Here is a 22,042-nt window from a genome sequence, read left to right as displayed (position 1 = left end):
TCCTCCTTACTGTATAAATCGATCATAAAACAAGAAGTCCTATTTAAAGTCATTATCTAATAGGTGGCCTTAAGTCTGACGGAATACTTATATTGATTTTTTACAAAAGGCCAGACTATTTTATTATTCGTATACACGATATCAAGCGTTTGCTATATGCTTCAGTCAATATCGTATTCATAGTAGGAGTGATGGCAAAAAAAAACGAGGACATCCTCGTTTTTTTAGGGGGGCTACCTTGATTTGCCGAGACACAATCGCCCGTACAAAGCCTGCCCTAAACTGATGCAACCATCACCGGGTGGGGATTGAATATGAAGAAGCGGGGTCAGTTTTCTGATTTTGATTCTCTGACATAATTCAACGTGTAGCGTCCGATTGAGCATTACTCCACCGCTCAGACCGATGAGCGACGTCCCATGTTGCTGGGCCGCAAGAGAAGCCAGTTCTGCCAAGCCTTCAGCAAGTCCGAGGTGAAAACGTCGACTAATCACTGATGGGGCAACGCCATGTTTGATATCTTCTAAAACAGCTCGCAGTAATACACGGCTTTCAAGCTGCCAATATTCTCCGCCCTGGACTACAGGACATGGGTATGCCCCGATGTTACTCAAAACGTGTTCCTCTTGAATGGCTTCAAGCATGATGGCGGCTTGGCCCTCATAACTTGCTTCCAAGCATACCCCAAGCAACGCAGAGACAGCGTCAAAGAGGCGCCCACAACTTGATGTTTTCGGACATCGGATATCACGGTCCAACATCTGTTGAACAAACGCATCCGCTTGTCGGAACTGAGTCATCCAAGGCCACTCCCCTTCGTGGTCTCCTGAGTCAGCCAATACAGCACGGGCAATGCGCCAGGGTTCACGAATAGCAGCTTCTCCTCCTGGAAGTCGGATATGGTCGAGATGCCCAAATCGGGTATGCTCCAGATTCGAAGGGTCAACAACGAGACACTCTCCTCCCCAAATGGTACCGTCAGTACCATAGCCGGTGCCGTCCAGGCAGAGACCAACGGCTTTATCATAGCATGCGTTTTCGGCCATGACTGCATAGAGATGTGCAAAGTGATGTTGTAATCTGAATATTGGCCACTGGGTTTGTTCGTGAGCAAAGGCCGTCGTCAAATAATCAGGGTGCATATCGCAAACAACCGCTTGCGGTTCGACCATAAGCATATCGCGGAGATGAGCGATGACTTCTTTATAAAATCCATACGTTTCAAGGTTGGACATGTCACCAATATGCTGACTCAAAAAAGCTTGATTATCCTTGGTGAAACATACTGTTGTTTTGAGTTCGGGGCCTAGTCCCAAAACTTCTGGGCCGGAGCGACCTAAAAAAATTGGAGAAGGCGTATACCCTCGTGCACGACGTAAAAACTGCACGGAAGTATTCGATTCATGCTTTGTCCTACTCTTGGCTTTGAGGGAGTGCTTGACAACACGCGTAACGGAGTCATCGACGCGTACAAGGATATCACGATTGTGGAAGAGAAAAAGGTCGGCAAAACCGGAGAGACGGGACAACGCTTCACGATTCCCTAAGCAAATCGGTTCCCCTCCCGCATTGCCAGAGGTCATGACCAGTACCGGCGGCTTGGATACGCCTTGATTTTCCAGGCACCAAAACAAGGCATGGTGGAGAGGAGTATACGCCAACATGACTCCAATGTACGGTGTATGTGGAGCGACATGCGTCGATATTTCAGCATCCGCGCGTTTGCGCAATAGAACAACCGGGCGCTCTCGTCCCGTCAAGATGGCCTCTTCTTCATGTGAAATGTGAGCCACTTCGTGTGCGACATCCAGGCTGGCCACCATAATGGCTAGTGGTTTGGCTGGTCGTTTTTTACGCTGCCGCAAGACGGACACTGCGGTATCGTTTCTTGCATCGACAGCAAGATGGAATCCCCCCAGTCCTTTAATAGCGGCAACAACACCTTTGCAGAGCGCTAATGCCAGTTCGACAAGAGCTGCATTATCGTGGACGATTGTTTCTCCACGATGGTCTGCAAGCCAAACCTGGGGCCCACAGACTGGACAGGCATTTGGTTGAGCATGGAACCGGCGATCCAGCGGGTTTTCATATTCGTTGCGGCAATCTGGACACAGTGGAAAGCACGCCATGGATGTGCTCTCTCGATCATACGGAATGGATCGTGTGATCGTGTAGCGAGGTCCACAATTGGTGCAGTTGGTAAATGGATAGGCTAACCGGCGATTTTTCTCGTCGCGCATATCGGCAAGGCAATCCGGACATGTCGCAATATCCGGACTCACGAGAACACGATGTCCTTCGCCCGCGACACTGGCATGAATGACAAATGCCTCGTCTTTGTCACGCACTTCAACCGGCTCGCTTGTATGTTCAATGATATGCGCCAACGGCGGCAAACGTTGCGGTAAATCCCGCTCAAAGGAGGCGATTGACGCAGGTTCTCCCTGCACTTCGATGACGACTCCGTCAGGAGTATTACAGACAAATCCCGTCAAACAGTGGTCGAGAGCAAGGCGATAGATAAATGGTCGGAATCCCACGCCTTGAACCTGGCCAGTGACCACATGTCGCATCCGAATCATTGTGCTCATATTCCTTCCCAATCCCAGAAAATGACGATCTTTTTCGAGTGTAACGACGATACTTCAACGCCATTTGAAGTACAGGCTTTTTATTCGGCCGATAAGGAAGCGAGCTGGTGCAAAGGCGACAGGAGTTGTTTTTTCTGGCAGGCGAAACCCGCTAGCATCAAAATCTACTGGTGAAGACATCGGATACACAAGGTCGTCAGGTATCGCCCCTGCAAAACCACGGGCACGGCATTCTTGCCATATCGGAACGTGATTGGGATGTGCCCCCAATATCTTGTACAATGCTGTATCCATAGCGACAGCATCGGCAGAGGCGGCAAGCAATCCCAGGGAATAAGCAACTCCTTTGGCCGGACCCGTGACGTGCATGGCCTGGATACCGTCAATGAGGTTCACCGTACGAGGTAAGGCAAGCATGACATCGACAAGCATGCTCTCAAATCGATTGTCTTCATCACCAAGTGTTTGATGAGCCAAGGCTTTACGGAAGCCAACGACACAACCGAAGAGATTTTTTACGGCCAGGGTGAGAAACATTTGTGTATGCGCCTTCACTTTCGGAACATTGACAACCACGTCGGTTTCAAGAGCTGGTTTCGCAATGGTGACATGGCCGCCAAGGGTCAACGGACGTTTCTCTCCTGAACTGAAGTTGACCAATTTGACGGGAAGATCTGCCAACGCTTTAGATAATCCACAGAGCCGGGCAATAACCTTAGCAGAACCGAAGGCCGGTGAGTCCCCCACTTCTATACGGGCTCCACAATCGAGAAGAATACGACAAACTGATCGCACTATAGCCGGATGTGTGCAGGACAATCCGGTATTGTACGGACCGACAAGATTGGGTTTTACAAGTACCCGCGTCCCCGGGGTCGGAAATCCGGCTGAATGTTCCAGAAGGCGGGCTATAGTATCGTCAAGGTGGTGCTCGGTATAATGAACAACGGAACACAGTGAAACGGCGATTGGCATTGTTTTTTGAACGCGGTCCGGACCGCATGTTTGCCCGTGACCGCGTTCGGATCAAACGGCCTACAGGATTTGTTTCATAAGCTCCCTGGAAAAGGCAGGAAGGTCGTCGGGTTTGCGCGACGTGATAAGCGTATGATCCACAACGACTTCGCTATCCTCGTACAGCGCTCCGGCTCCCTTGAGTTCTTCGGCAACACTCGCGTAACAAGTGGCTTTTTTTCCGGCAAGCAATCTGGCTGAAACAAGTAATTGAGGACCGTGGCAAATAGCGGCAATAGGAATACCGCTACTGGCGAAGTCGGTCACAATATCAATCGCTTCTTTCATTTCACGTAAGGCTGCCGGGGCCTTTCCGCCAGGAAGTACAAGGGCTTTGTACCCACACGAGCCAGCCGTGTCCACGTCGCTTAAAGCGAGATTGGCCTGCACTTCGTAGCCTTTTTTTCCGGTGATACTCCCTTTTGCAGGGGCGGCAATATCGACCTCGAATCCAGCTTCTCTCAAACGATAATACGGATAAAGCAGTTCCGAGTCTTCGAATCCATCGGCCGAAACGATAAGAGCTTTATTATTCATGGGGAGCTACTCCTTTTGACATAACGTCGGTTACATGAAGATTTTCATCGTCCAGTATATGCCGAAAAAGGATCAATTATGCAACGCCCCATGCAATGCGCAGGGTATTGTTTGGCGATCGCCAGAAAACGAGGCTTTAACAGTCGGAATTTCAGACCAGACCGTGGTGAACTGGGGAGACCGCTTTCCTTGACGCATTTTCCAGTCCTGTTCGAATCCGGCCGATGCAAAGGAAAGGGTATTGCGTCCCCATTTGGCATTTGCCGTGTCAACGGCATGCATGAGCGCTTTGCTTTTCTCATGCTTCTCCTCGTGCCCTAAACTGAGGAGACTTTTCTGTTGGCATCCCTCTGGTTCGAGACCTCCAAGAAGGACGCCCGCTTTCTTGTATCGCAAACCAGGCTTGAATAATTTTTTCAAAAGTTCCGTTGCCGTTTGAATCAATACCGGGGTGTGGCTTGTTGCCTCGGGCAGAAATTGAGATAATGATGCCGCATACTGGGGTTCTCCTTCGATAAATCGATTCGTCTGCACAAAGACAAGAACCGTAGAAGCAACACAAGCTTGTTGACGAAGTTTATTCGCAGCCCGCGTCGTGTAACTGGCAACAGCTTCACGCATATCCTCAAGATGTGTCACACGACGTCCGAAGGAACGCGATACCATGATCGATTTTTTAGGAGGTGGTGCATGCTCCAGGTCAATACAGGGAATAGCACGTAATTCGAGTAATGTATGAAGGCCTGTTACGGACATATGCCGACGCACAAATTCACGATCAAGCCGCTTGAAATCATAGGCCGTAAAGACGCCGAAACGGCGTAACATCGTGCCATACCGTCGACCGATACCCCATATTTCGTCTACCCTTATAGACTGAAGCAAAGCGTCACAGTCCTGATGACAGGTAAGATCAAGTACTCCTTGAAATCCTGGTTGTTTCTTCACGATGCGGCTGGCGATTTTAGCCAATGTTTTTGTCGGGCCAATGCCGATGGAGACCGGGATACCTGTCCATTGTCGGATGAGGGCGCAAAGCTTTCGACAGTGGCGATCGCGATGCCGGATCCCTGCCAGGTCAAGAAATGCTTCATCAATGGAATAGACTTCGACATTGGGAGAAAACCGACCGAGAGTTGTCATAACCCGAGCGGACATGTCTCCATACAAAGCATAGTTAGACGAAAATACAGCGACATCGTGTGTGGAAAAGAGTTGCTTGCACTGGAAAGCCGGCTGTCCCATGCCGATGCCCAAACGTTTGGCTTCTTCAGATCGGGCTACGATGCACCCATCGTTGTTGGATAAGACAACAACCGGTTTTCCTCGCAGTTTCGGCGCAAAAACTCGTTCACATGAGACATAAAAATTATTGCAATCCACAAGGGCAAAAACACGTTCCGGCGATTGAGAATTTTTCCGGGAAGATACTGCCGGTTTCATCGTTTTACGCCTTGTAAATGATATACGTGACCACACCCCATATCTCGAAATCCAATTCCGGGGTGATTTCTACCCGAGAAAACAATGAATTTTCCGGTACGAGAAAGAGTCTCCCGTTTTTTTTGAGCAACCGTTTGACGGTGAGTTCACCGTCAAGAATAGCAATCACAATACGTCCGCTGGTTGGTTCAATGGCCCGGTCGACAATGAGAATATCCCCGGTGGTGATATTTGCGTCCACCATGGAATCACCATAGACGCGCACGAAAAATGTCGCGGCGGGATGGGTGACGAGATATTCGTTGAGGTCGAGTTTCCTATCGATGTAATCGTCGGCTGGTGAAGGAAATCCAGCCGGGACAGTTGCCAGAAAAAGAGGAAAATCGTGTTCGCAACGTTTTTCGAATCCAAACGCTTCCATACCAGCTCGTGATAACGCCTGAACAAATTTGTCCGCAGAACGCTTCATACTTCCTCTTGTGCAACGGTGTTCGCAAGAATCACCGGGGACATTGCATTATTTTTCTCGATGCGTTTGTGTCACGCTGTCTTTGGAGGGGGAGAAGGATCCCCCCTCCAAAGACAGCCAGTGTTTTTGATTTACTGTGATGACGACATCAAAGCCGTAAGGGTTTGGGCGTCATGGACCGGAGGTTGACATGCGCCTCCTCGGCAAAGCCCGGCTTGGGGTTCGCTGGCTTCTTCAAAGGCGATAGTGGTGAAAGGGGCGTAGGTCGTCGCAACAACACGGCGTAAGGCTTCAAATTTCTCGTCACCAATGGTGCCCTGCAAATGAATTTCCGTACTTGGACCGATGGCGAACAAAACTGCGGAAAGCAAGTGCGTAAATCCCATGGGTTGTTTGATGACGGTTCCAGCAAAGGCCTTCATAATCTCGGAAGCTGTCTGATCAAACTCCGTATTGCCGGTAAGACGAGAAAGTCGAAGCAAATTCTGGCAACTGACGGCATTCCCCGAGGGCAAGGCCCCATCGTAGATATCCTTCTGCCGTGCGAACAGCTCCTCTGCCGAATGAGATGTCAGAAAGAATCCCCCAACTTCAGTATCAAGAAAATCTTTCAGGATAATACGTGTCAAATCAAGCGCAGCGTCAAGCCACGCATGGTCCAAAGTCGCTTGGTGCAGTTCGATAAGTCCCCAGGTCAAATAGGCATAATCTATCAGCGTCGCATCGATGCCAGCTTGCCCTTCACGATAGCGATGCAACAACGTGCCATCTTCGTTTCGCATCGTATTCAGGAAGAACTGTGCCGCCCGGGCCGCTCGGTCGGTCAACGTTGAGTTCTCAAACACGCGACCAGCTTGAGCCAATGCAGCAATCATCAAGCCATTCCAATCCGTGAGAATTTTGTCATCTTTGTGGGGATGGACACGTTTCTCGCGAAAGGCAAAAAGAGCCTGCCTCGCCACGGTTAATCGACTTCGTATGGACTCCAGCTCTTCGCCCCGCTCTTCCGCCAATGCGGCAAGCGGTTTGGGAAGATGCAAAATATTTGACCCGGTTTTCTCGCCAGACGCTTCTTCTGCAAAGTTGCCACCATCTTCAAAGCCATAGGCCTCGGCAAACAGGTCTGCTTCGTCTTTGCCAAGGACCGATTCGATTTCGTCGCGGGTAAAGACGTAAAATTTTCCTTCTTCGCCTTCGCTATCCGCATCCTCGGCGCTATAGAATGCGCCGTTCGGTGAAGTCATGTCCCGCTCTACGTACTCGAAGATTTCGTTTGCCGTTTGTCGAAAAAGCTCACCTTTTGTGATGGCAAAAGCTTCGGTACACGTCATAGCAATCAGCGCTTGGTCATACAGCATTTTTTCAAAATGCGGCAAAAACCAATACCGATCAGTACTGTATCGATGAAAACCATAACCAAGATGGTCATAGACTCCACCCATACGCATACCGACAAGCGTTCGCGTTACCATATCAAACGCCTTCGCATCACCAGTGGCAGCAAACCGGCGCAAAAGAAACAGCAAGGTGTGCGGGGATGGAAATTTGGGAGCTGATCCGAACCCACCGAAGTCGCTATCGAATTGTTCCGTCAGTTGCTCTTGCGCCGTTTGGGTAGCATGCGCGTCGAGTTCCCCTGTTTCGGCTGCGGTCTCCTCAACACGTTTGACGTGTGCAACAAGCTTTTCACTCGTTTCGACCAATTCAGCTCGGGTTTTCTTCCAGGCATCAATGACTTTGGGAAGAAAATCATAGAGTCCCATCAAGCCCTGTCGACTTTTCTTCGGAATATAGGTTCCTGCAAAAAACGGTTTTTTATCCGGGGTGAGCAACACGGTCAGTGGCCATCCCCCACGTCCGATCGTCGCATGGCAGACGGTCATATAGAGGTTATCGATATCAGGGCGTTCTTCGCGGTCTACCTTGATGTTGACAAAGCCGTCATTGAGCAATGTCGATACAACCGGATCTTCAAAAGACTCGTGCGCCATGACATGACACCAGTGACAGGTGGAATAGCCGATGGACAAGAAAATCGGTTTGTCTTCTGCCTTTGCTTTGGCAAAAGCCTCTTCTCCCCAGGGATACCAGTCAACAGGGTTTGAGGCGTGTTGCTGAAGATAGGGACTGTGTTCATGTAAAAGCCGGTTGGGCTTAGCGTTCATGGTGCATTCCATTTTCGAGCTGAAGGTTTCCCTTTGGGCAAAGCCGAAGGCACATCGGGGGAGCCCCAAGGACACAAAAGAACCTCTTCCATTATTCCGATAGAAGCCATTTCTTGCCGTTCTTGAACAGAGGGAATACAAGCTCCTAGCAGACACTCAAATCAAGCGCAAAGCCGTCTGTTTCCCCTGTTCTGGCCTTGTGCGTAACTCTCTTCCGATCCAATTTGTGCGACCGGTTTTTTGTGGAGGACATCGTGTTCACACTTGCTACGCTGATTTTTGTCATCTCCTATGCGCTCATTGTCAGCGAAAAGGTCCACAAGACCAAAGTTGCCCTGCTTGGGGCCGGCCTTGTTCTCATCTCCAAAATTCTCACCCAGGATCAAGCCCTCCGCGATGTTGAAATGGGCGTGGACTGGAACGTCATTTTCCTTTTGATTTCCATGATGGTCATTGTCAATATTATGACCAAAACTGGTGTGTTCGAATTTCTTGCCGTTAAAGCCGCGAAATTGAGTCGGGGGCGACCTGTTGCTATCATGGTTATTTTTGCTGTGGTCACTGCGATTGGCTCGGCGTTTCTCGACAATGTGACGACAGTGCTTTTATTGGCTCCCGTCACGCTCCTTATCGCCGAACAACTTGAAGTTGATCCCGTCCCGTTTCTCATTACCGAGGCTTTGGCGTCCAATATCGGCGGCACAGCCACGTTGATCGGTGATCCACCCAATATTATGATTGCGTCCAAGGCGGGGTTTGAGTTTGTCGATTTTATTCTTCATCTCGCCCCGATTATTATCATTATTATGATCATCTGGCTTGCTCTATGGGCGTTAATTTTTCGCAACGTGCTCACAGTGGATGAAGAAAAACGCCAACGCATCCTTTCTCTTGATGAATCCGAACTCATTCGTGATAAAAAACTTCTTGTCAAAAGTCTTATCGTTCTCGGACTTACAATTCTTGGTTTTATCTGTCACGGCGCACTCCATTATGAAGCCGCGACTGTCGCACTGGCCGGAGCCGGACTTTTGCTCTTTATTTCCGGCCAAGATCCGGAAGAAGTACTTTCATCCATTGAATGGCCGACACTTTTTTTCTTCATGGGGCTATTCATCATTATTGGTGCAACGGTCAAGGTCGGTCTCATCGAGATGATGTCGGACAAGATGATTACCCTGACGAACCCATCCAAAGATAATATGATGACACTGTCCTTGGTTATGGTGTGGTTCTCATCCATTGCTTCGGCTATTGTCGACAACATTCCGTTTGTTGCGACAATCAACCCTCTTTTAATTGATATGGCAGGGAAAGTTTTTGGCGTAACGAATCTTGCGCCTGGTTCGGAGATATTACGGAGTGCAGCCATGGAACCCGTTTGGTGGTCGCTTGCACTTGGAGCATGTTTGGGCGGTAATGGATCGGCTATTGGTGCGTCAGCCAACGTCATTGTGGTGGGATTAAGTGAAAAAGCCGGTCATAAAATTACATTTATACGTTTCTTTAAATACGGTGCTCCCGTGATGCTCCTGACGATTATCCTTGCTACGATATATATCTATCTGCGCTACTACGTTCTGCAGTGGTAAGAATACAGAAGGGTTGCGGGTGGGTGTCCGGCGTTACGGCATCTATCCGCAACTGCTTTTCATCTCGTCATCTAAAAGTAAATTCCTATCATAGTCGGAATCAGCGAACTCAAAGGCGATCTGGCGAAATCGATCTTGTAGAGCAAGAAAGGCGTCAACGATATCGGGATCAAACTGCTCTCCTCGGCCTTCTACGATAATTTTTTTCGCTTCGATAAACGGAAATGCCGGTTTGTAAACACGTCGGCTGATCAAGGCATCGAATACGTCGGCCAACGCCATAATGCGGCCTGATAATGGAATTTCGTCTCCTTTCAAGCCTTGAGGATAACCTGTCCCATCAAAGCGCTCGTGGTGAGTATACGCAATTTCTTTGGCAAACCGTAAAAGCGAATTCCCCTGTATGTACTTCTCCGTACGTGCGATGGCATCTCGGCCATAACTAGTATGTTGCTTTATTTCTTCAAATTCTTCGAATGTCAGGCGTCCGGGTTTGAGGAGAATACGATCGGATACACCAACTTTCCCAATATCATGTAATGGAGACGATTTATACAGTTGCTCAATCGTCTTCTCGTTAAGAAAGTCGGCGTATCGAGAAGAACAGCGTAAGTGTTCAGCAATGGCTTTGACATAGTATTGCGTACGTAGAATGTGTCCACTCGTTTCCGAATCGCGTGATTCGGCTAAAGCGGCAAGCGTAATAATTGTAATATCTTGTGTACGATGCAATTCGGCAGTGCGCACTTGCAGGCTTTCGACCATTTTATTGGTTTTTATGGCCATGCGTCCAAAGTCATCACATCGGGCCACGGGAACCCGTGCGGTGAGATTTCCTTCACCGACAGCATGAAGAACGGTATCCTGATAGCCGAGGAATATCTTCAGATTGTGTGAATAGGATATGACTATAGTGACGAGAAAAACGAGCAACAAAGCGATAGTAAATCCTATTTCGATAAATATATCGGAACGAATCTGTTCAATATGGAGAGGGCCTTCGGCGAGAATCCATTGAATATCCTGAATAAAAATACAATAGAGAATCGCTGCCAGCAATATGGCACATGCAATGGTCATGAACACGAGCTGACGTGTTAAAGAAAAACATCTCTGCTCATCAAAACATACGCTGTTGTCACGTATTGCTTCTTCTCCCAAGAGGCGTTCTCGTTGCAATGCAAGATCCGCTGAGACGAAAAATCCAACAACAGTAAAAGCGAGCAGCACAGAGAGGGAACTCAATATATCAAAATGGAATATCAAAGATCCATATGCACCAACAAGAATACCTGCTGTCATGAAGAGAGCCCATTCCATAATGAATTGTCGGCGACCTCGTTTTGATAATGATGCGATCTCAACATATACCGCTTGGAGATATCGACGCAGAAGGAATACGCCTCCCAGTGCAATAGCCAATGGAAGTCCCCATTCTGTAATGTTCAGGGACGAAATATCCGGACTCATTTGACGGCTGAGCACAAGTATAACAAAAAAAGAAAAGGAATATAGAATAGTTGCACGCATCGTTCACCTCAAGAATCAATACGGAAATCGGCTATGTCCATCGTGCGATATAACCATCTACATCGAATTTGCGTCGACATCCCGCTTCGTTCATGTATCTGATTTTTCCAAATATTGGCCGTTCCTTGAATGCTCGATCATGCACACCACATATTGACCACATGACGCCGGTAACTCCATTTGGATCCCGTCCATCAAGTTGGTATGTATCATTGAGGCGTAACGCTATATCAATGGCAATTTCAGGAGACGGAGTCCACTCAAGAATTTTTTTTGCCCAATACATACGCATGTATCCATGCATTTTACCAGCCTTTACCATTTCGGACTGTGCAGCATTCCATAACGAGCTGTGTGTCTGCGCCGATTCGAACTCAGCAAAGGTGTATGTTGCCGACCGCGCATCATTACGGTGTGCATCAAGTGTTTTGTGAGCCCAGTCTGGAGCTCCGTCAATGGTATCGTAAGAAGATTGATAGAGACAAAAATTATCGGACAGCTCTCGGCGGACAATGAGTTCTTCAAGAAACGCTTGTTTATCGTTTTCAGGAATATGCTTGGCTGACATTACATCCAAAGCTGCTCGCTGAGGGGCAAGTTGACCGAAGTGAAAATATGGAGACAGACCGGACTGTCCATCGGTCAACGGATCATTGCGGCGCGTATCATAGCCGATCAGCTTGGATTCAACACATTGGGCCAGGGCATTGTGCCCCGCCTGCCCTCCTGGAATGATATATTCTTCAGAACGAGAAACTGTCTCAATATTCACTGCTTTTCGGGTGATATCCCAATCTACTTTGGGCACGTCGAGACGAAATTTCGTCGGAAGAGGCTCCAGCGCGGAAAAGGGTTCCAAAAACTCAGGAAGCAAGCGGTGTATTTTCGGGCGTATTGTGCGTGCAGCGAATTCAAGTTTGCTTGATGTTTCCCATGCCGGAACAATATTATGCGCATCAACCTCAAGAACTTCAACGTTGGTCTCTCGGCATAATTCCTGTTTCCATTGGCGTTTAATGTGGAGTGGATCGAAATCCGTCACCACCGACCCGGCACGGCACTGATGTACCACCTCAACAATCGTCGCTGCTGGTTCACCGATGTGGAGCCAAAAGCCAATACCGAGGTCGGCCAGTTCCGTTTCAACCTCACAGAGCCCATCCATCATGAACTGGTATTGACGTAAACCAGCGCCAAGAAAATGGGGAGTCAGCGTAAATACAACAGCAAAGGGAGATTGTCGGGAACACGCAAGCTGAAAGGCAAGGACAAAGGCCCAATTATCTCGTATCCGTTGATCCCGGCTCATCCAATATAGAATCGGACCGCCAGATTTCGACGTTTTGTTGAGGTATCTGATTCGTTTTTCGTTGACAGACATAGTGCCCCTAACACCAAGACGGCTATGCCCCCAATTTTATGGTGCAGCTGCCGGTTCAAAGTTTGACTTCATCCTACCCTAGGAACCGGCATTCACCAAGAGAAAAACCAGAATATATCGCGTCCAGCAAAAAATTATCGTTGATATGGAGCAGATAAGCGGCTTACCATCTCTGTTTTGAATGCATCAAAACGCCCTTCCTCAATCGCCTGACGTGTTCGTGTCATTAACTCAAGGAAGAAATGCACGTTATGTATGGTATTTAAGCGATATGAGAGCAACTCTCTCGCAATATACAGATGTCGTAAATAGGCACGTGAAAATCGACGACAGCACGGACATGAACATTCGGGATCAAGTGGACTCTCATCATCAGCAAATTCGGCTCGTTTAATATTGACCTTCCCATGCCACGTATACAGCGTACCATTACGAGCATTTCGTGTTGGTAATACACAGTCGAACATGTCGATACCGTTGGCCACTCCTTCAAGGATGTCTTCAGGTTTTCCGACACCCATAAGATATCTTGGCATGGATTCAGGGAGAAAAGGTGCACTGGCGGCAAGCATTGCGTACATTTCTTCTGTGGATTCCCCGACGCTCAGCCCTCCCAAGGCAAATCCATCAAAGTCTATTTCCTTGAGCTCTTCTGCGCTTTGTCGGCGTAGCTCAGGATAAAATCCTCCCTGGACGATACCGAACATAAGTTGCTTCCCACTACCTTTCGGATACGCCAATCGGCTCCGTTTGGCCCAATCCGTCGTTAGAGTGAGAGACTTGGCGGTGTAATCATAATCGGCGCCATACGGGACGCACTCATCGAGCACCATCATAATGTCGGAACCAAGGTTGTTTTGGATGGCAATGACTTTTTCCGGCGAGAAAAAATGATGTGATCCATCAATATGAGATTGGAACGCGACTCCCTCGGATTCAATCTTACGCAATGCCGAGAGGCTGAAGACTTGGAATCCTCCACTATCCGTCAAAATCGGCTTGTCCCAGTCCATAAATTTATGCAATCCTCCGAGTCGGGCTATTCGCTCGTCTCCCGGGCGGAGGTAGAGATGATATGTATTACCAAGAATGATCTGTGCGCCGGCATCATGGAGTTCCCATGGAGCAAGACTTTTCACTGTGGCTGCCGTACCGACAGGCATGAAGACCGGGGTTTCCAATACTCCGCGAGCTGTCGTCAGTGATGCGCGTCGCGCCTTGCCATCGGTCGTGTGGATGGTAAAGGTTCCAATTTCGGACACTGTAAACTCCATTAGGCTTGTCGGGAAACACCGACCTTGGGGCAGATATTATCCAGAACGCAATCTGGACATTGTGGCGAACGCGCCTTGCAGACGTTTCGGCCATGAAGGACAAGATAATGATTGAAATCTCCCCAGTGTTCTTGGGCGACCAGGGGGATAAGATCTTTTTCAATAACGATAGGATTGTCTGAAACCGTCAGACCGAGTCGATTCGACAGGCGTTTCACATGCGTATCAACGGCAATGCCTTCGTGAATACCAAACGCATTGGACAATACAATATTAGCGGTTTTTCGCGCCACACCAGGAAGAGATGTCAGGCCAGCCATGTCACGCGGGAGTTCTCCACCCAGTTCATGGGTAATACGATTGGCCGAGGCAATGAGGTTCTTCGCTTTTTGTCGGAAGAAGCCGGTTGAGTGAATTACTTCTTCCAGATCGGGAGTTCTGGCATCAGCCAACGCTTCAGGGTCAGGCCAGCGCTCAAACAACACCGGGGTTACAGTGTTGACACGTGCATCGGTGCACTGGGCAGCCAGAACAGTTGCCACCAGCAGTTGCCATGGGGTTGTAAAGTCAAGCGCCGATACAGGGTCGGGGTACAGCTTGGAAAGCCTTTCCACGACTGCACCGGCGCGTTTTTTTAGCGATATTTTTGACACGAAACTACAAGATGAACACCACCGCCGAAATCGTGGTGGTCCATTGATCTGCAACTCCTGTCGCCACACATGGTTTGGACAAGGAGTCAATAATTTTTCCGCTCATGAGATAAATCTGGCGGCGTTCGTCATAGGCCGTTTCCGGATCGAAATCGACGCCTAACGTTGTTGCCAACATCGTGGAGGCCAAGTCTTCGGCAAAATCACCGATTTCTTTTTCTTCTGCACCGAATGCGGTGTGTTCGGAGATATAGCCATAGTTGTCTTTGCTTGCCGGAAAGGCCATCCCCACAGCCGAGCCAACCAGACGATTTTTTTCGTTGGTGGCATTGCGAGCCATGACGCAAAAAGCGATCTGCCCGGGCTTGAGGTACGTAACACCCTTTTCGACAGGAAGAAGCTCGCAATTTGGGGGAAAGATACTCGACACATAAACGAGATTGAGTTTCTCGATGCTGGCATCACGAAGCGCCAGTTCAAATGACTGCAACTTGTTCTTGTGTACACCAACGCCTTTCGTAAAAAAGGCCTTCGAGGGAACGAAGGATTCAATCATGCTGGGGTTCCTCCAACTGCAATGATGTCGTGTAGAGCTACAACTTCGTTTTCTTCCTTTGCATTGGCTTTTTAACGCCTATAGCATCCAATTTGGCTTCGATATCGGACATGCTTCCAGATAAAGTAACAATAATGCGGAACACAGGTTTGCCTTTAACCTGAGCATTTTCAATTCTTCCCGTCACGCCTTTTTTGGAGATTTGCGACAAGAACGTGTTTGCCCGATTTTTCTCGTAGAATGATGCCACTTGATACGTAATCGAATATCGTTCGTCTTGAACTGGTGTTTCAACAACGGCAGGCTTTCGCGGCTCTTCCACTCGGGGGGCAGGCGTCGGCGTTGGTTTCGGCTTTACGACCAGGGGTTTTGCGGGTTCCGGGGTCAGTGCAACGGCCGGAGCTTGGCTGACGGCCGGGCCGTCTACGTCACCTTTATCACGCAGACTCTCCATAAATCCAAGTTCTTCCGGTTTGAGCACTTCCGGACTTGATGCCGAGCCTAAACTTTCCGAACTTTCCGTCGTTGGAAGTATTTGGGCAAGTTCAGGAACGGCTTTCTCGGGTTTATATCCACGACCGACCAGAACTCCCAAAATAAAGACCCAGGCCACCCCGAGAACAACCACCACGGCAATGGACACCAGGCCGGACATGGTGAGTTCAATGGAGAATTTTCTCGGACCATTGTCCGGTTGCGACATATTGAGTCGACTGAAGATCTTCATTGGCCACCTGTTTTCCTGCTGGTTATAAACATTACATACGATCGGGCGCGCTCACTCCCATAAGATCAAGCCCATTGCGCAACACCTGAGCCACAGCATCAAGTAACATCAGACGCGATGCAACAAGAGTGGCTTCTCCCGCCGCGAGTACGGGGTTCAGCGTATAATACCGATGCAGGCTACTTGCCACTTCTCGCAGATAGAACCCTATCTGATGAACACCGAGACTTTTCGCCGCTGATTCAACCGTGTCGGGAAATTGGTCAAGCAGACGCAACATGTCAAGATCGGCTTCCGTATCAAGGCCGGCCAGAGTCGCCATATCAGCTTGCCCCGGCGTTACACCCTGCTCTGCCGCTTTGGCTTTGAGCGAACAAATTCTCGCATGTGCGTATTGCACGTAATAGACGGGATTGTCCATGGATCGTTCTTTAGCCAACTCAAGATCAAAATCGAGATGACTGTCGCTTTTTCTGGATAAAAACATGAAGCGGGCAGCATCGACACCGACTTCCGTACAGACATCGGCCAAAGTTTCGAATTCACCTGAACGCGTTGACATGGCCACCTGTTTGCCCGCACGGAGCAAATTGACAAGCTGCACCAAAATGACGTCGAGGTCTTCAGGTTTTCTTCCCAAAGCTTGTACAGCCGCTTTCATACGCGGAACATAACCGTGGTGGTCTGCTCCCCATATGTCGACAACAAGATCGAACCCACGACGATATTTATCGTCATGATAGGCGATATCGGAAGCAAAGTATGTCAAATCTCCTGAAGACTTGCGCAAGACACGATTCTTGTCGTCTCCGTAGCGTTCTGTGTCAAACCACAGCGCACCATCTTTTTCAAAGGCCAAGCCATTCGCTTGCATGTCGGATAAGGTCTTTTCGACTTTACCCGCATCAACAAGGCTTTTTTCAGAAAACCAGATGTCGTGCTGTACGCGAAACGTTTCCAAATCCAACTTGATACCATCGAGAATACTTGTCATGGCATGCTGTTGGCAGATTTCTACGACTTCCTCTTCAGGCATGGAGAGCAATGCGTCTCCGTGTTGCTCTTTCACTTCACGAGCCAAATCGATGATGTAATCACCTTTGTAGCAATCTTCGGGCAGTTGCACATCTTTTCCGAAAAGTTGCTGTAATCGGGTAAAGGTGGAAAGCCCGAGAATGCTCATCTGACGACCAGCGTCATTAATATAGTATTCCGTTTCAACGTCGAAACCGGCTTTGCGCAAAATTCGAGCAAGGCTGTCACCGACGGCAGCTCCGCGACCGTGTCCAATGTGCAACGGGCCAGTGGGGTTGGCTGAAACAAATTCAACCTGGACTTTCCGTCCCTGTCCCAAATTACATTGTCCAAAGTTATCCGCTGCATCAAGAACCACTTGAATCTGGCGTTGCCAGAACAATGTGGAATAGGTCACGTTCAGAAAGCCGGGGCCGGCAACTTCAATGGCGGAAAAAACATTGTCCGTATCGGCTTCAAGTAATTTTTCCCGAATGGTCTCAGCGACCTCACGCGGTTTTTTGCCCAGCGCTTTGGCCGACATCATGGCGACATTACAAGCGAGATCGCCGAATTTTTTATCTTTGGGTGGCTCAATAACTGTTTTCTCAGGCCAAGCCACACCCATACCCGAAAGAACGCCGCTCAGGGCTTCTTGAAAATGCATGCGTGCGCGCATGAAACATGCTCCTTATCGCGATTGCCGGTTTAATTCGAAAACGCCGCGGCAGCTTCGGCATTGGCAATATTCACGGTCTCAAACTCATCATTTCGCCCTTTCAGGTTCGCAGCCGCCAGTTTGGTCAAAACGCCTTTAGGGCCAAGCTCAATGAAGCGTCGGGCTCCATCATCGTACATCGCTGCAACTGTTTCTATAAAACGAACAGACGATGTCATTTGGCGTGTCATAAGCTCACGAAGTGTTGCCGGATCGCTTGCGGCAGTTGCAGAAACGCAAGAATAGACTGGAAATGCCGGATCACGCCAATCATATCGAGTCATTACTTTTTCTAATTCACGTGCGGCGTCGTCCATGAGCGGACTATGGAACGCCCCACTAACGGCAAGCGGAATCGCTCGCCCTTTATATTTCTTTGCCAGGGAAACCGCTTCGTCAACAGCCTTTTTTTCACCGCTAATGACAAATTGGGCCGGAGAATTGAAATTGGCTATTTTCAGCATGGCATCCGATGCGCTGGCAGCTTCATCCACCAACGCTTCCACCTGCTCCAGCGATAATTTAAGCACCGCAGCCATTCCCCCACCGCCACGGGATTCGGCATCGGCCATGAGTTGTCCACGGACCGAAACGAGTTCGAGCACGGCATCGGGTTCCAGGACGTTGGCAGCAGCCAAAGCTGCAAATTCGCCGAGGCTATGACCGGATACCCCCAGAGGGTTCAGCTTTGATTTGAGGTGGTACCATAAGCCCAGGCTGACGACGGTGAGCGCTGGTTGCAACGCCCTTGTGTCCACCATGTCCTTTTCGTCGCCGTCCCAATAGATTTCACGCAAAGCAAGACCGCTAATCTTTTCTGCGCGTTGCCAAAGTTCCATGGCGTCGGACCAGGATTCAGCCAGTGGCCGTCCCATGCCCTTTTCCTGCGACCCTTGACCGGGAAACAATACGACGTGCGCTTGCGCTGTCATGATGAGGTGGACTCCTTTGCAAAAAGTGAGAAGATAGAGGAACGAAAATACACATTCGTCCGGCCGGTTTGGTAGAGCATCATGAGAAGTTGTGCAATCAGAAAATACCCTGGCTGCTGATTTTTTTGCCTATCGACAGAGAGCATACAACGTCCGGGCGACTCACGTCGCTCTTTTTCCATCTCATGCTGCCCGAGCAGTTGACGAAACCCAGAGTCACACGTCAAATACCTCCATGAAAACCGCTTCGCCTGCTGCGACAGAACAAACCGTCATGGAAAAGGCAGCCTCATTAGGTCGTATATTGACTCCGGACCAAGCTCGGGGGCTTGCAACCTATCTTGGCCTGCTTGAAACCTGGAATAAAAAAATCAACCTTGTCGGCCCGAAACGATGGCCCGAAATGCTGTCTATCCTCGTTGCCGATAGCTGGCACCTGGCTGACTTTCTTGATGCATTAGGGGCAGAAGCCGACATCAGGAATACGCTGAGCCTTGACCTTGGCGCGGGTGCCGGTATTCCCGGAGTGCCATTGCGTCTTTTCTGGCCTCATGGCGAGTATGTTCTTGTTGAACCCCGCACAAAACGTGCTGTATTTCTCGAACTGGCCGTATCGAGTCTTAAGCTTGCTCAAACCCGAGTATTTCGTGGTCGGACCGAACAACTGTTTAAAACCATCTTGGCACACGACAAACGTGCCGGGTTGTGTTTAAGCCGTGCATTTATGCCATGGCCAGATTTTTTGCGTTTAAGTTGCGAATTTCTTGCCCCTGGTGGTGTTGCCGTGGTTATGACCAATGAGGCGGTCACTCAGGAGTGTGCTCCTGACACGGTGCGCCTGCTGCGAACCTCTCAGTATGAGGCTGTAGGCAATACACGCTATGTATCGGCATTCATGCCGGTCAGTGTACCGAGATAAGAATCCTTGAAGATCAACCGGGTTGCGACTTCATTGGCGATTTCAGCCGCATCCATCAATTTTTCGAGAATATCAAGAATTTCTCCCCGTCGATCTGGAGCGGAATACTTGAAATCTTCTTCCAACTGGCCGGAACGCATATATTCGATCATGGCATCAAGGCGTGCTTCTTCAATCATGGTGTTCTCCGGACATGAGTGATGTCTCGACTAATGGTGGTAAGGAATGTTTCGCATAATGGTACATGCACGATAAAGCTGTTCCAAAAGTATGACGCGAGCGAGTTCATGAGGAAAAGTCATAGGGCCAAGGCTGAGACGATAAGCACTTTTTTGCAGAATGGACGCGTCCATACCGAATGGTCCGCCAATGATAAAACACGGCACACGTGTTTCATTTTCCAGCCAACCTTGAAGCAGTGATGCCAGCTTGGGAGATGAAACGACTTTGCCTGCTACATCGAGACAGACAGGCAAATCGCGTTCATCGATTTTGGACAGGATAGCCTCCCCTTCCAGAGCGATTCTTTTGGCTTCGCTTTTCCCGGTACGACGAGGACTCACGTCTTTAATAATCCGCTCATCAACATTGACATAGCGTCGAAGGGACGTCAGGTAATGATCGCATGCACTTTTGAAATAATCGGCTTTGAGTGCTCCGACAAAAAGACACTTGATTGTTTGCATAATAAATTGAAATTCAAGGGTATGACGCCATGCGTCTGTTGCAGGCATAAAGCCTCGTAAGAGCCCTTTTTCTATACGCCGGTTTTGGGTGTTGTCAAAGTGTTGCCCATGGTTTAGGCCAGAGATGCCCCCAAAGTATCCACATGATACCGGAGTTTGCATGATCGTAACAGCATCGGATGACGTTTCACTTCAATCCTTCGGACGCGGTTCTGGGCGAACCCGCAGATGCCGACTTTGGCCAGCGATGCGTCTATTAGCTCGTTGTGTCATCCTTGCTATGTTTCTTTTTGCACCGCACCCCGCGCAGGCCGACGACATCTCATTAAGCAACCTCATCCTGAATAATAGCCAAGGTCGCATTAATGTGCGCTTCGGCCTCGATTTTCCTAACCTGGCTCCTCTGCAGGGACTTTTGAATGCCGGTGTTAATTTGACACTTGTTTGCGATGCCAGCTTATCGGAAAAGCGTGAATACCTTTGGAATCGATCTATCGTTGAAACATCCCGCTATAGCCGGCTAGAACGTTTGTCTGACGGTCGGTATCGCCTTGAACCGCCCGGTAACGGGCCTCCTATTGAAAGCGAAAATCTTGCTGGTGTCATTTACAACGGGTGGGGGCTTATTTCACTCGATTTGGCTCCATGGTCTTTGCTGACACGAGGGAAACCGTATACATTACAACTAACTATCAAATTAAAACAAGACGACGTAGCCGATTGGGTTCGAGACGTTTCAGTCTTTTGGTCTTTGGACTCCTTTGGCCCAACCACGTATAAATTGGATTTCTCATACTGAGAGAGATATATACAGTATAACGTTTTATGTGAGCTTTCATCGACAAGTTAGCATGTTCGTATTACTCTTTTTTTCGTAGCTCACCGATCTTTCAGCAGATGGAGCCGATATGCACGTTATTATAGCCGGGGGATCCGGATTTATTGGTTCCGCGCTCACACGTTATCTCACCAAGCGCGGTATCCCGGTCACGATTCTGACTCGATCACGCAAGCCCGATACGAGGCTCGTGTTTTATGCACGTTGGGATGGAAAGACGGCTGATGGTTGGGGTGAATTGGTGGATTCAGCCAGTGCCATTGTAAACTTGGCGGGCGATAATATAGGTGAAGGCCGTTGGACTGTGGAGAAGAAGAAGCGCATCCTCGATAGCCGACTCCAGGCTGGACAAGCGGTGATGCATGCCTTGAACCAGGCCAAAAATCTTCCTCGCGTTCTTATTCAGGCATCGGCAGTCGGGTATTACGGTAATATCGTCGCTCAACCTGGTAAAATCGTGGACGAAAGCACGCCCAAAGGTACCGGCTTCCTATCCGACGTTGCCGCACAATGGGAAGAGAGCACAGCTTTAGCCGAGGATCTCGGCATACGCCGAGCTATCATCCGCACCGGGGTTGTTTTAGGAAGACAAGGCGGAGCACTCAAAGAAATTCTTCCTTTTTTCCAAGCCTTTATCGGGGGACCTTTTGGCAACGGCCATCAAGGTTTTCCCTGGATTCACCTTCGCGACGAAATACGTGCAATTGCATTTCTTATGGAAAATGAAAATGCTCGTGGCCCTTTCAACCTGACGAGCCCGGACACGGTTGATATGAATCGGTTCGCACAGGTTCTTGGGCAGGTACTTCACCGACCATCCTTATTTCGGGTTCCAGGCTTTGCGCTTCGTGCCATTTTGGGAGAAAAGGCAACTGAGATGCTTTTGCACGGCAATAATGCTTTTCCGCAAAAACTTCTTGATGCCGGATTTGATTTTTCCTCCCCTCAACTTCAAGAGGCCTTACACGACATTGTCTCGTAATCAAAACGTATCATAAGAGAC

The 22,042-nt window shown here is 49.1% G+C and carries 20 protein-coding genes; 4 read left to right on the top strand and 16 right to left on the bottom strand.

The window, feature by feature from the left end; all coding sequences use genetic code 11:
• Positions 1–233 precede the first annotated feature (233 nt).
• From hypF to G451_RS0123255, 6 genes are all read right to left on the bottom strand, one after another.
• Positions 234–2,591, bottom strand: coding sequence for a carbamoyltransferase HypF (gene hypF, locus G451_RS0123280; protein WP_027186129.1), 2,358 nt, complete (start codon positions 2,589–2,591; stop codon positions 234–236).
• A 54-nt stretch (positions 2,592–2,645) separates the two neighbouring features.
• The gene (locus G451_RS0123275) at positions 2,646–3,566 is read right to left on the bottom strand and encodes a DUF362 domain-containing protein (RefSeq protein ID WP_027186128.1); all 921 of its coding nucleotides are present in this window, start codon (positions 3,564–3,566) and stop codon (positions 2,646–2,648) included.
• A 60-nt stretch (positions 3,567–3,626) separates the two neighbouring features.
• Positions 3,627–4,142 carry a type 1 glutamine amidotransferase domain-containing protein gene (locus G451_RS0123270; RefSeq protein WP_027186127.1) on the bottom strand — a complete coding sequence of 172 codons (516 nt, stop codon included), beginning with the start codon at positions 4,140–4,142 and terminating at the stop codon, positions 3,627–3,629.
• A gap of 72 nt (positions 4,143–4,214) precedes the next feature.
• Positions 4,215–5,585, bottom strand: a complete 1,371-nt coding sequence (locus G451_RS31315; RefSeq protein WP_051261833.1) for a Y-family DNA polymerase — start codon at positions 5,583–5,585, stop codon at positions 4,215–4,217.
• Positions 5,586–5,589: 4 nt separating this feature from the next.
• Complete coding sequence (umuD, locus tag G451_RS0123260) at positions 5,590–6,054, bottom strand: translesion error-prone DNA polymerase V autoproteolytic subunit (RefSeq protein WP_425387527.1); 465 nt, start codon at positions 6,052–6,054, stop codon at positions 5,590–5,592.
• 131 nt (positions 6,055–6,185) lie between these two features.
• Positions 6,186–8,219, bottom strand: a complete 2,034-nt coding sequence (locus tag G451_RS0123255; RefSeq protein WP_027186125.1) for a thioredoxin domain-containing protein — start codon at positions 8,217–8,219, stop codon at positions 6,186–6,188.
• A gap of 254 nt (positions 8,220–8,473) precedes the next feature.
• Here G451_RS0123255 and G451_RS0123250 point away from each other — a divergent pair, with 254 nt between their 5' ends.
• Positions 8,474–9,811 carry an ArsB/NhaD family transporter gene (locus G451_RS0123250; RefSeq protein WP_027186124.1) on the top strand — a complete coding sequence of 446 codons (1,338 nt, stop codon included), beginning with the start codon at positions 8,474–8,476 and terminating at the stop codon, positions 9,809–9,811.
• Between the two features lie 42 nt (positions 9,812–9,853).
• Here the strand turns inward: G451_RS0123250 and G451_RS31310 are convergent, their stop codons facing one another.
• The 8 genes from G451_RS31310 to G451_RS0123210 all read right to left on the bottom strand — a co-directional run bounded on the left by G451_RS31310 (position 9,854) and on the right by G451_RS0123210 (position 18,596).
• Positions 9,854–11,341, bottom strand: a complete 1,488-nt coding sequence (locus G451_RS31310; RefSeq protein ID WP_051261832.1) for an HD domain-containing phosphohydrolase — start codon at positions 11,339–11,341, stop codon at positions 9,854–9,856.
• A gap of 31 nt (positions 11,342–11,372) precedes the next feature.
• Complete coding sequence (locus tag G451_RS0123240) at positions 11,373–12,722, bottom strand: deoxyribodipyrimidine photo-lyase (protein ID WP_027186123.1); 1,350 nt, start codon at positions 12,720–12,722, stop codon at positions 11,373–11,375.
• A gap of 134 nt (positions 12,723–12,856) precedes the next feature.
• Positions 12,857–13,984 (bottom strand): tRNA guanosine(34) transglycosylase Tgt, encoded by a 1,128-nt coding sequence (gene tgt / locus G451_RS0123235; RefSeq protein WP_027186122.1) that lies wholly within the window; start codon positions 13,982–13,984, stop codon positions 12,857–12,859.
• An 11-nt stretch (positions 13,985–13,995) separates the two neighbouring features.
• Positions 13,996–14,640, bottom strand: coding sequence for an endonuclease III (nth, locus tag G451_RS0123230; RefSeq protein ID WP_027186121.1), 645 nt, complete (start codon positions 14,638–14,640; stop codon positions 13,996–13,998).
• A 13-nt stretch (positions 14,641–14,653) separates the two neighbouring features.
• On the bottom strand, positions 14,654–15,205 hold the full coding sequence (locus G451_RS0123225) for a pyruvoyl-dependent arginine decarboxylase (protein ID WP_027186120.1): 552 nt from the start codon (positions 15,203–15,205) through the stop codon (positions 14,654–14,656).
• Positions 15,206–15,242: 37 nt separating this feature from the next.
• Positions 15,243–15,932 (bottom strand): SPOR domain-containing protein, encoded by a 690-nt coding sequence (locus G451_RS0123220; protein WP_027186119.1) that lies wholly within the window; start codon positions 15,930–15,932, stop codon positions 15,243–15,245.
• Positions 15,933–15,963: 31 nt separating this feature from the next.
• On the bottom strand, positions 15,964–17,625 hold the full coding sequence (gene argS / locus G451_RS0123215) for an arginine--tRNA ligase (protein WP_027186118.1): 1,662 nt from the start codon (positions 17,623–17,625) through the stop codon (positions 15,964–15,966).
• A gap of 29 nt (positions 17,626–17,654) precedes the next feature.
• Entirely contained in the window at positions 17,655–18,596 is a 942-nt protein-coding gene (locus tag G451_RS0123210) for an ACP S-malonyltransferase (RefSeq protein ID WP_027186117.1), read from the bottom strand.
• A 91-nt stretch (positions 18,597–18,687) separates the two neighbouring features.
• On the opposite strand from G451_RS0123210, the gene G451_RS31305 reads away from it, so the two are divergent.
• The gene (locus G451_RS31305; RefSeq protein WP_051261831.1) at positions 18,688–19,515 is read left to right on the top strand and encodes a 16S rRNA (guanine(527)-N(7))-methyltransferase RsmG; all 828 of its coding nucleotides are present in this window, start codon (positions 18,688–18,690) and stop codon (positions 19,513–19,515) included.
• Here the strand turns inward: G451_RS31305 and G451_RS0123200 are convergent.
• Together G451_RS0123200 and G451_RS0123195 are read right to left on the bottom strand one after the other, a co-directional pair.
• Positions 19,476–19,694, bottom strand: a complete 219-nt coding sequence (locus G451_RS0123200; RefSeq protein ID WP_027186116.1) for a hypothetical protein — start codon at positions 19,692–19,694, stop codon at positions 19,476–19,478. The two genes, G451_RS31305 and G451_RS0123200, sit on opposite strands and share 40 nt — an antisense overlap.
• A 30-nt stretch (positions 19,695–19,724) precedes the next feature.
• Positions 19,725–20,249 carry a 23S rRNA (pseudouridine(1915)-N(3))-methyltransferase RlmH gene (locus tag G451_RS0123195; RefSeq protein WP_051261830.1) on the bottom strand — a complete coding sequence of 175 codons (525 nt, stop codon included), beginning with the start codon at positions 20,247–20,249 and terminating at the stop codon, positions 19,725–19,727.
• 112 nt (positions 20,250–20,361) lie between these two features.
• Between G451_RS0123195 and G451_RS0123190 the strand changes: the two genes are divergently transcribed.
• The gene (locus G451_RS0123190; protein WP_027186114.1) at positions 20,362–21,000 is read left to right on the top strand and encodes a DUF4390 domain-containing protein; all 639 of its coding nucleotides are present in this window, start codon (positions 20,362–20,364) and stop codon (positions 20,998–21,000) included.
• A gap of 109 nt (positions 21,001–21,109) precedes the next feature.
• On the top strand, positions 21,110–22,021 hold the full coding sequence (locus G451_RS0123185) for a TIGR01777 family oxidoreductase (RefSeq protein ID WP_027186113.1): 912 nt from the start codon (positions 21,110–21,112) through the stop codon (positions 22,019–22,021).
• Positions 22,022–22,042: the final 21 nt, after the last annotated feature.

The organism is Desulfovibrio inopinatus DSM 10711, assembly GCF_000429305.1.
Classification (GTDB): domain Bacteria; phylum Desulfobacterota; class Desulfovibrionia; order Desulfovibrionales; family Desulfovibrionaceae; genus Alteridesulfovibrio; species Alteridesulfovibrio inopinatus.
This window is presented reverse-complemented; position numbering and strand designations above follow the sequence as displayed.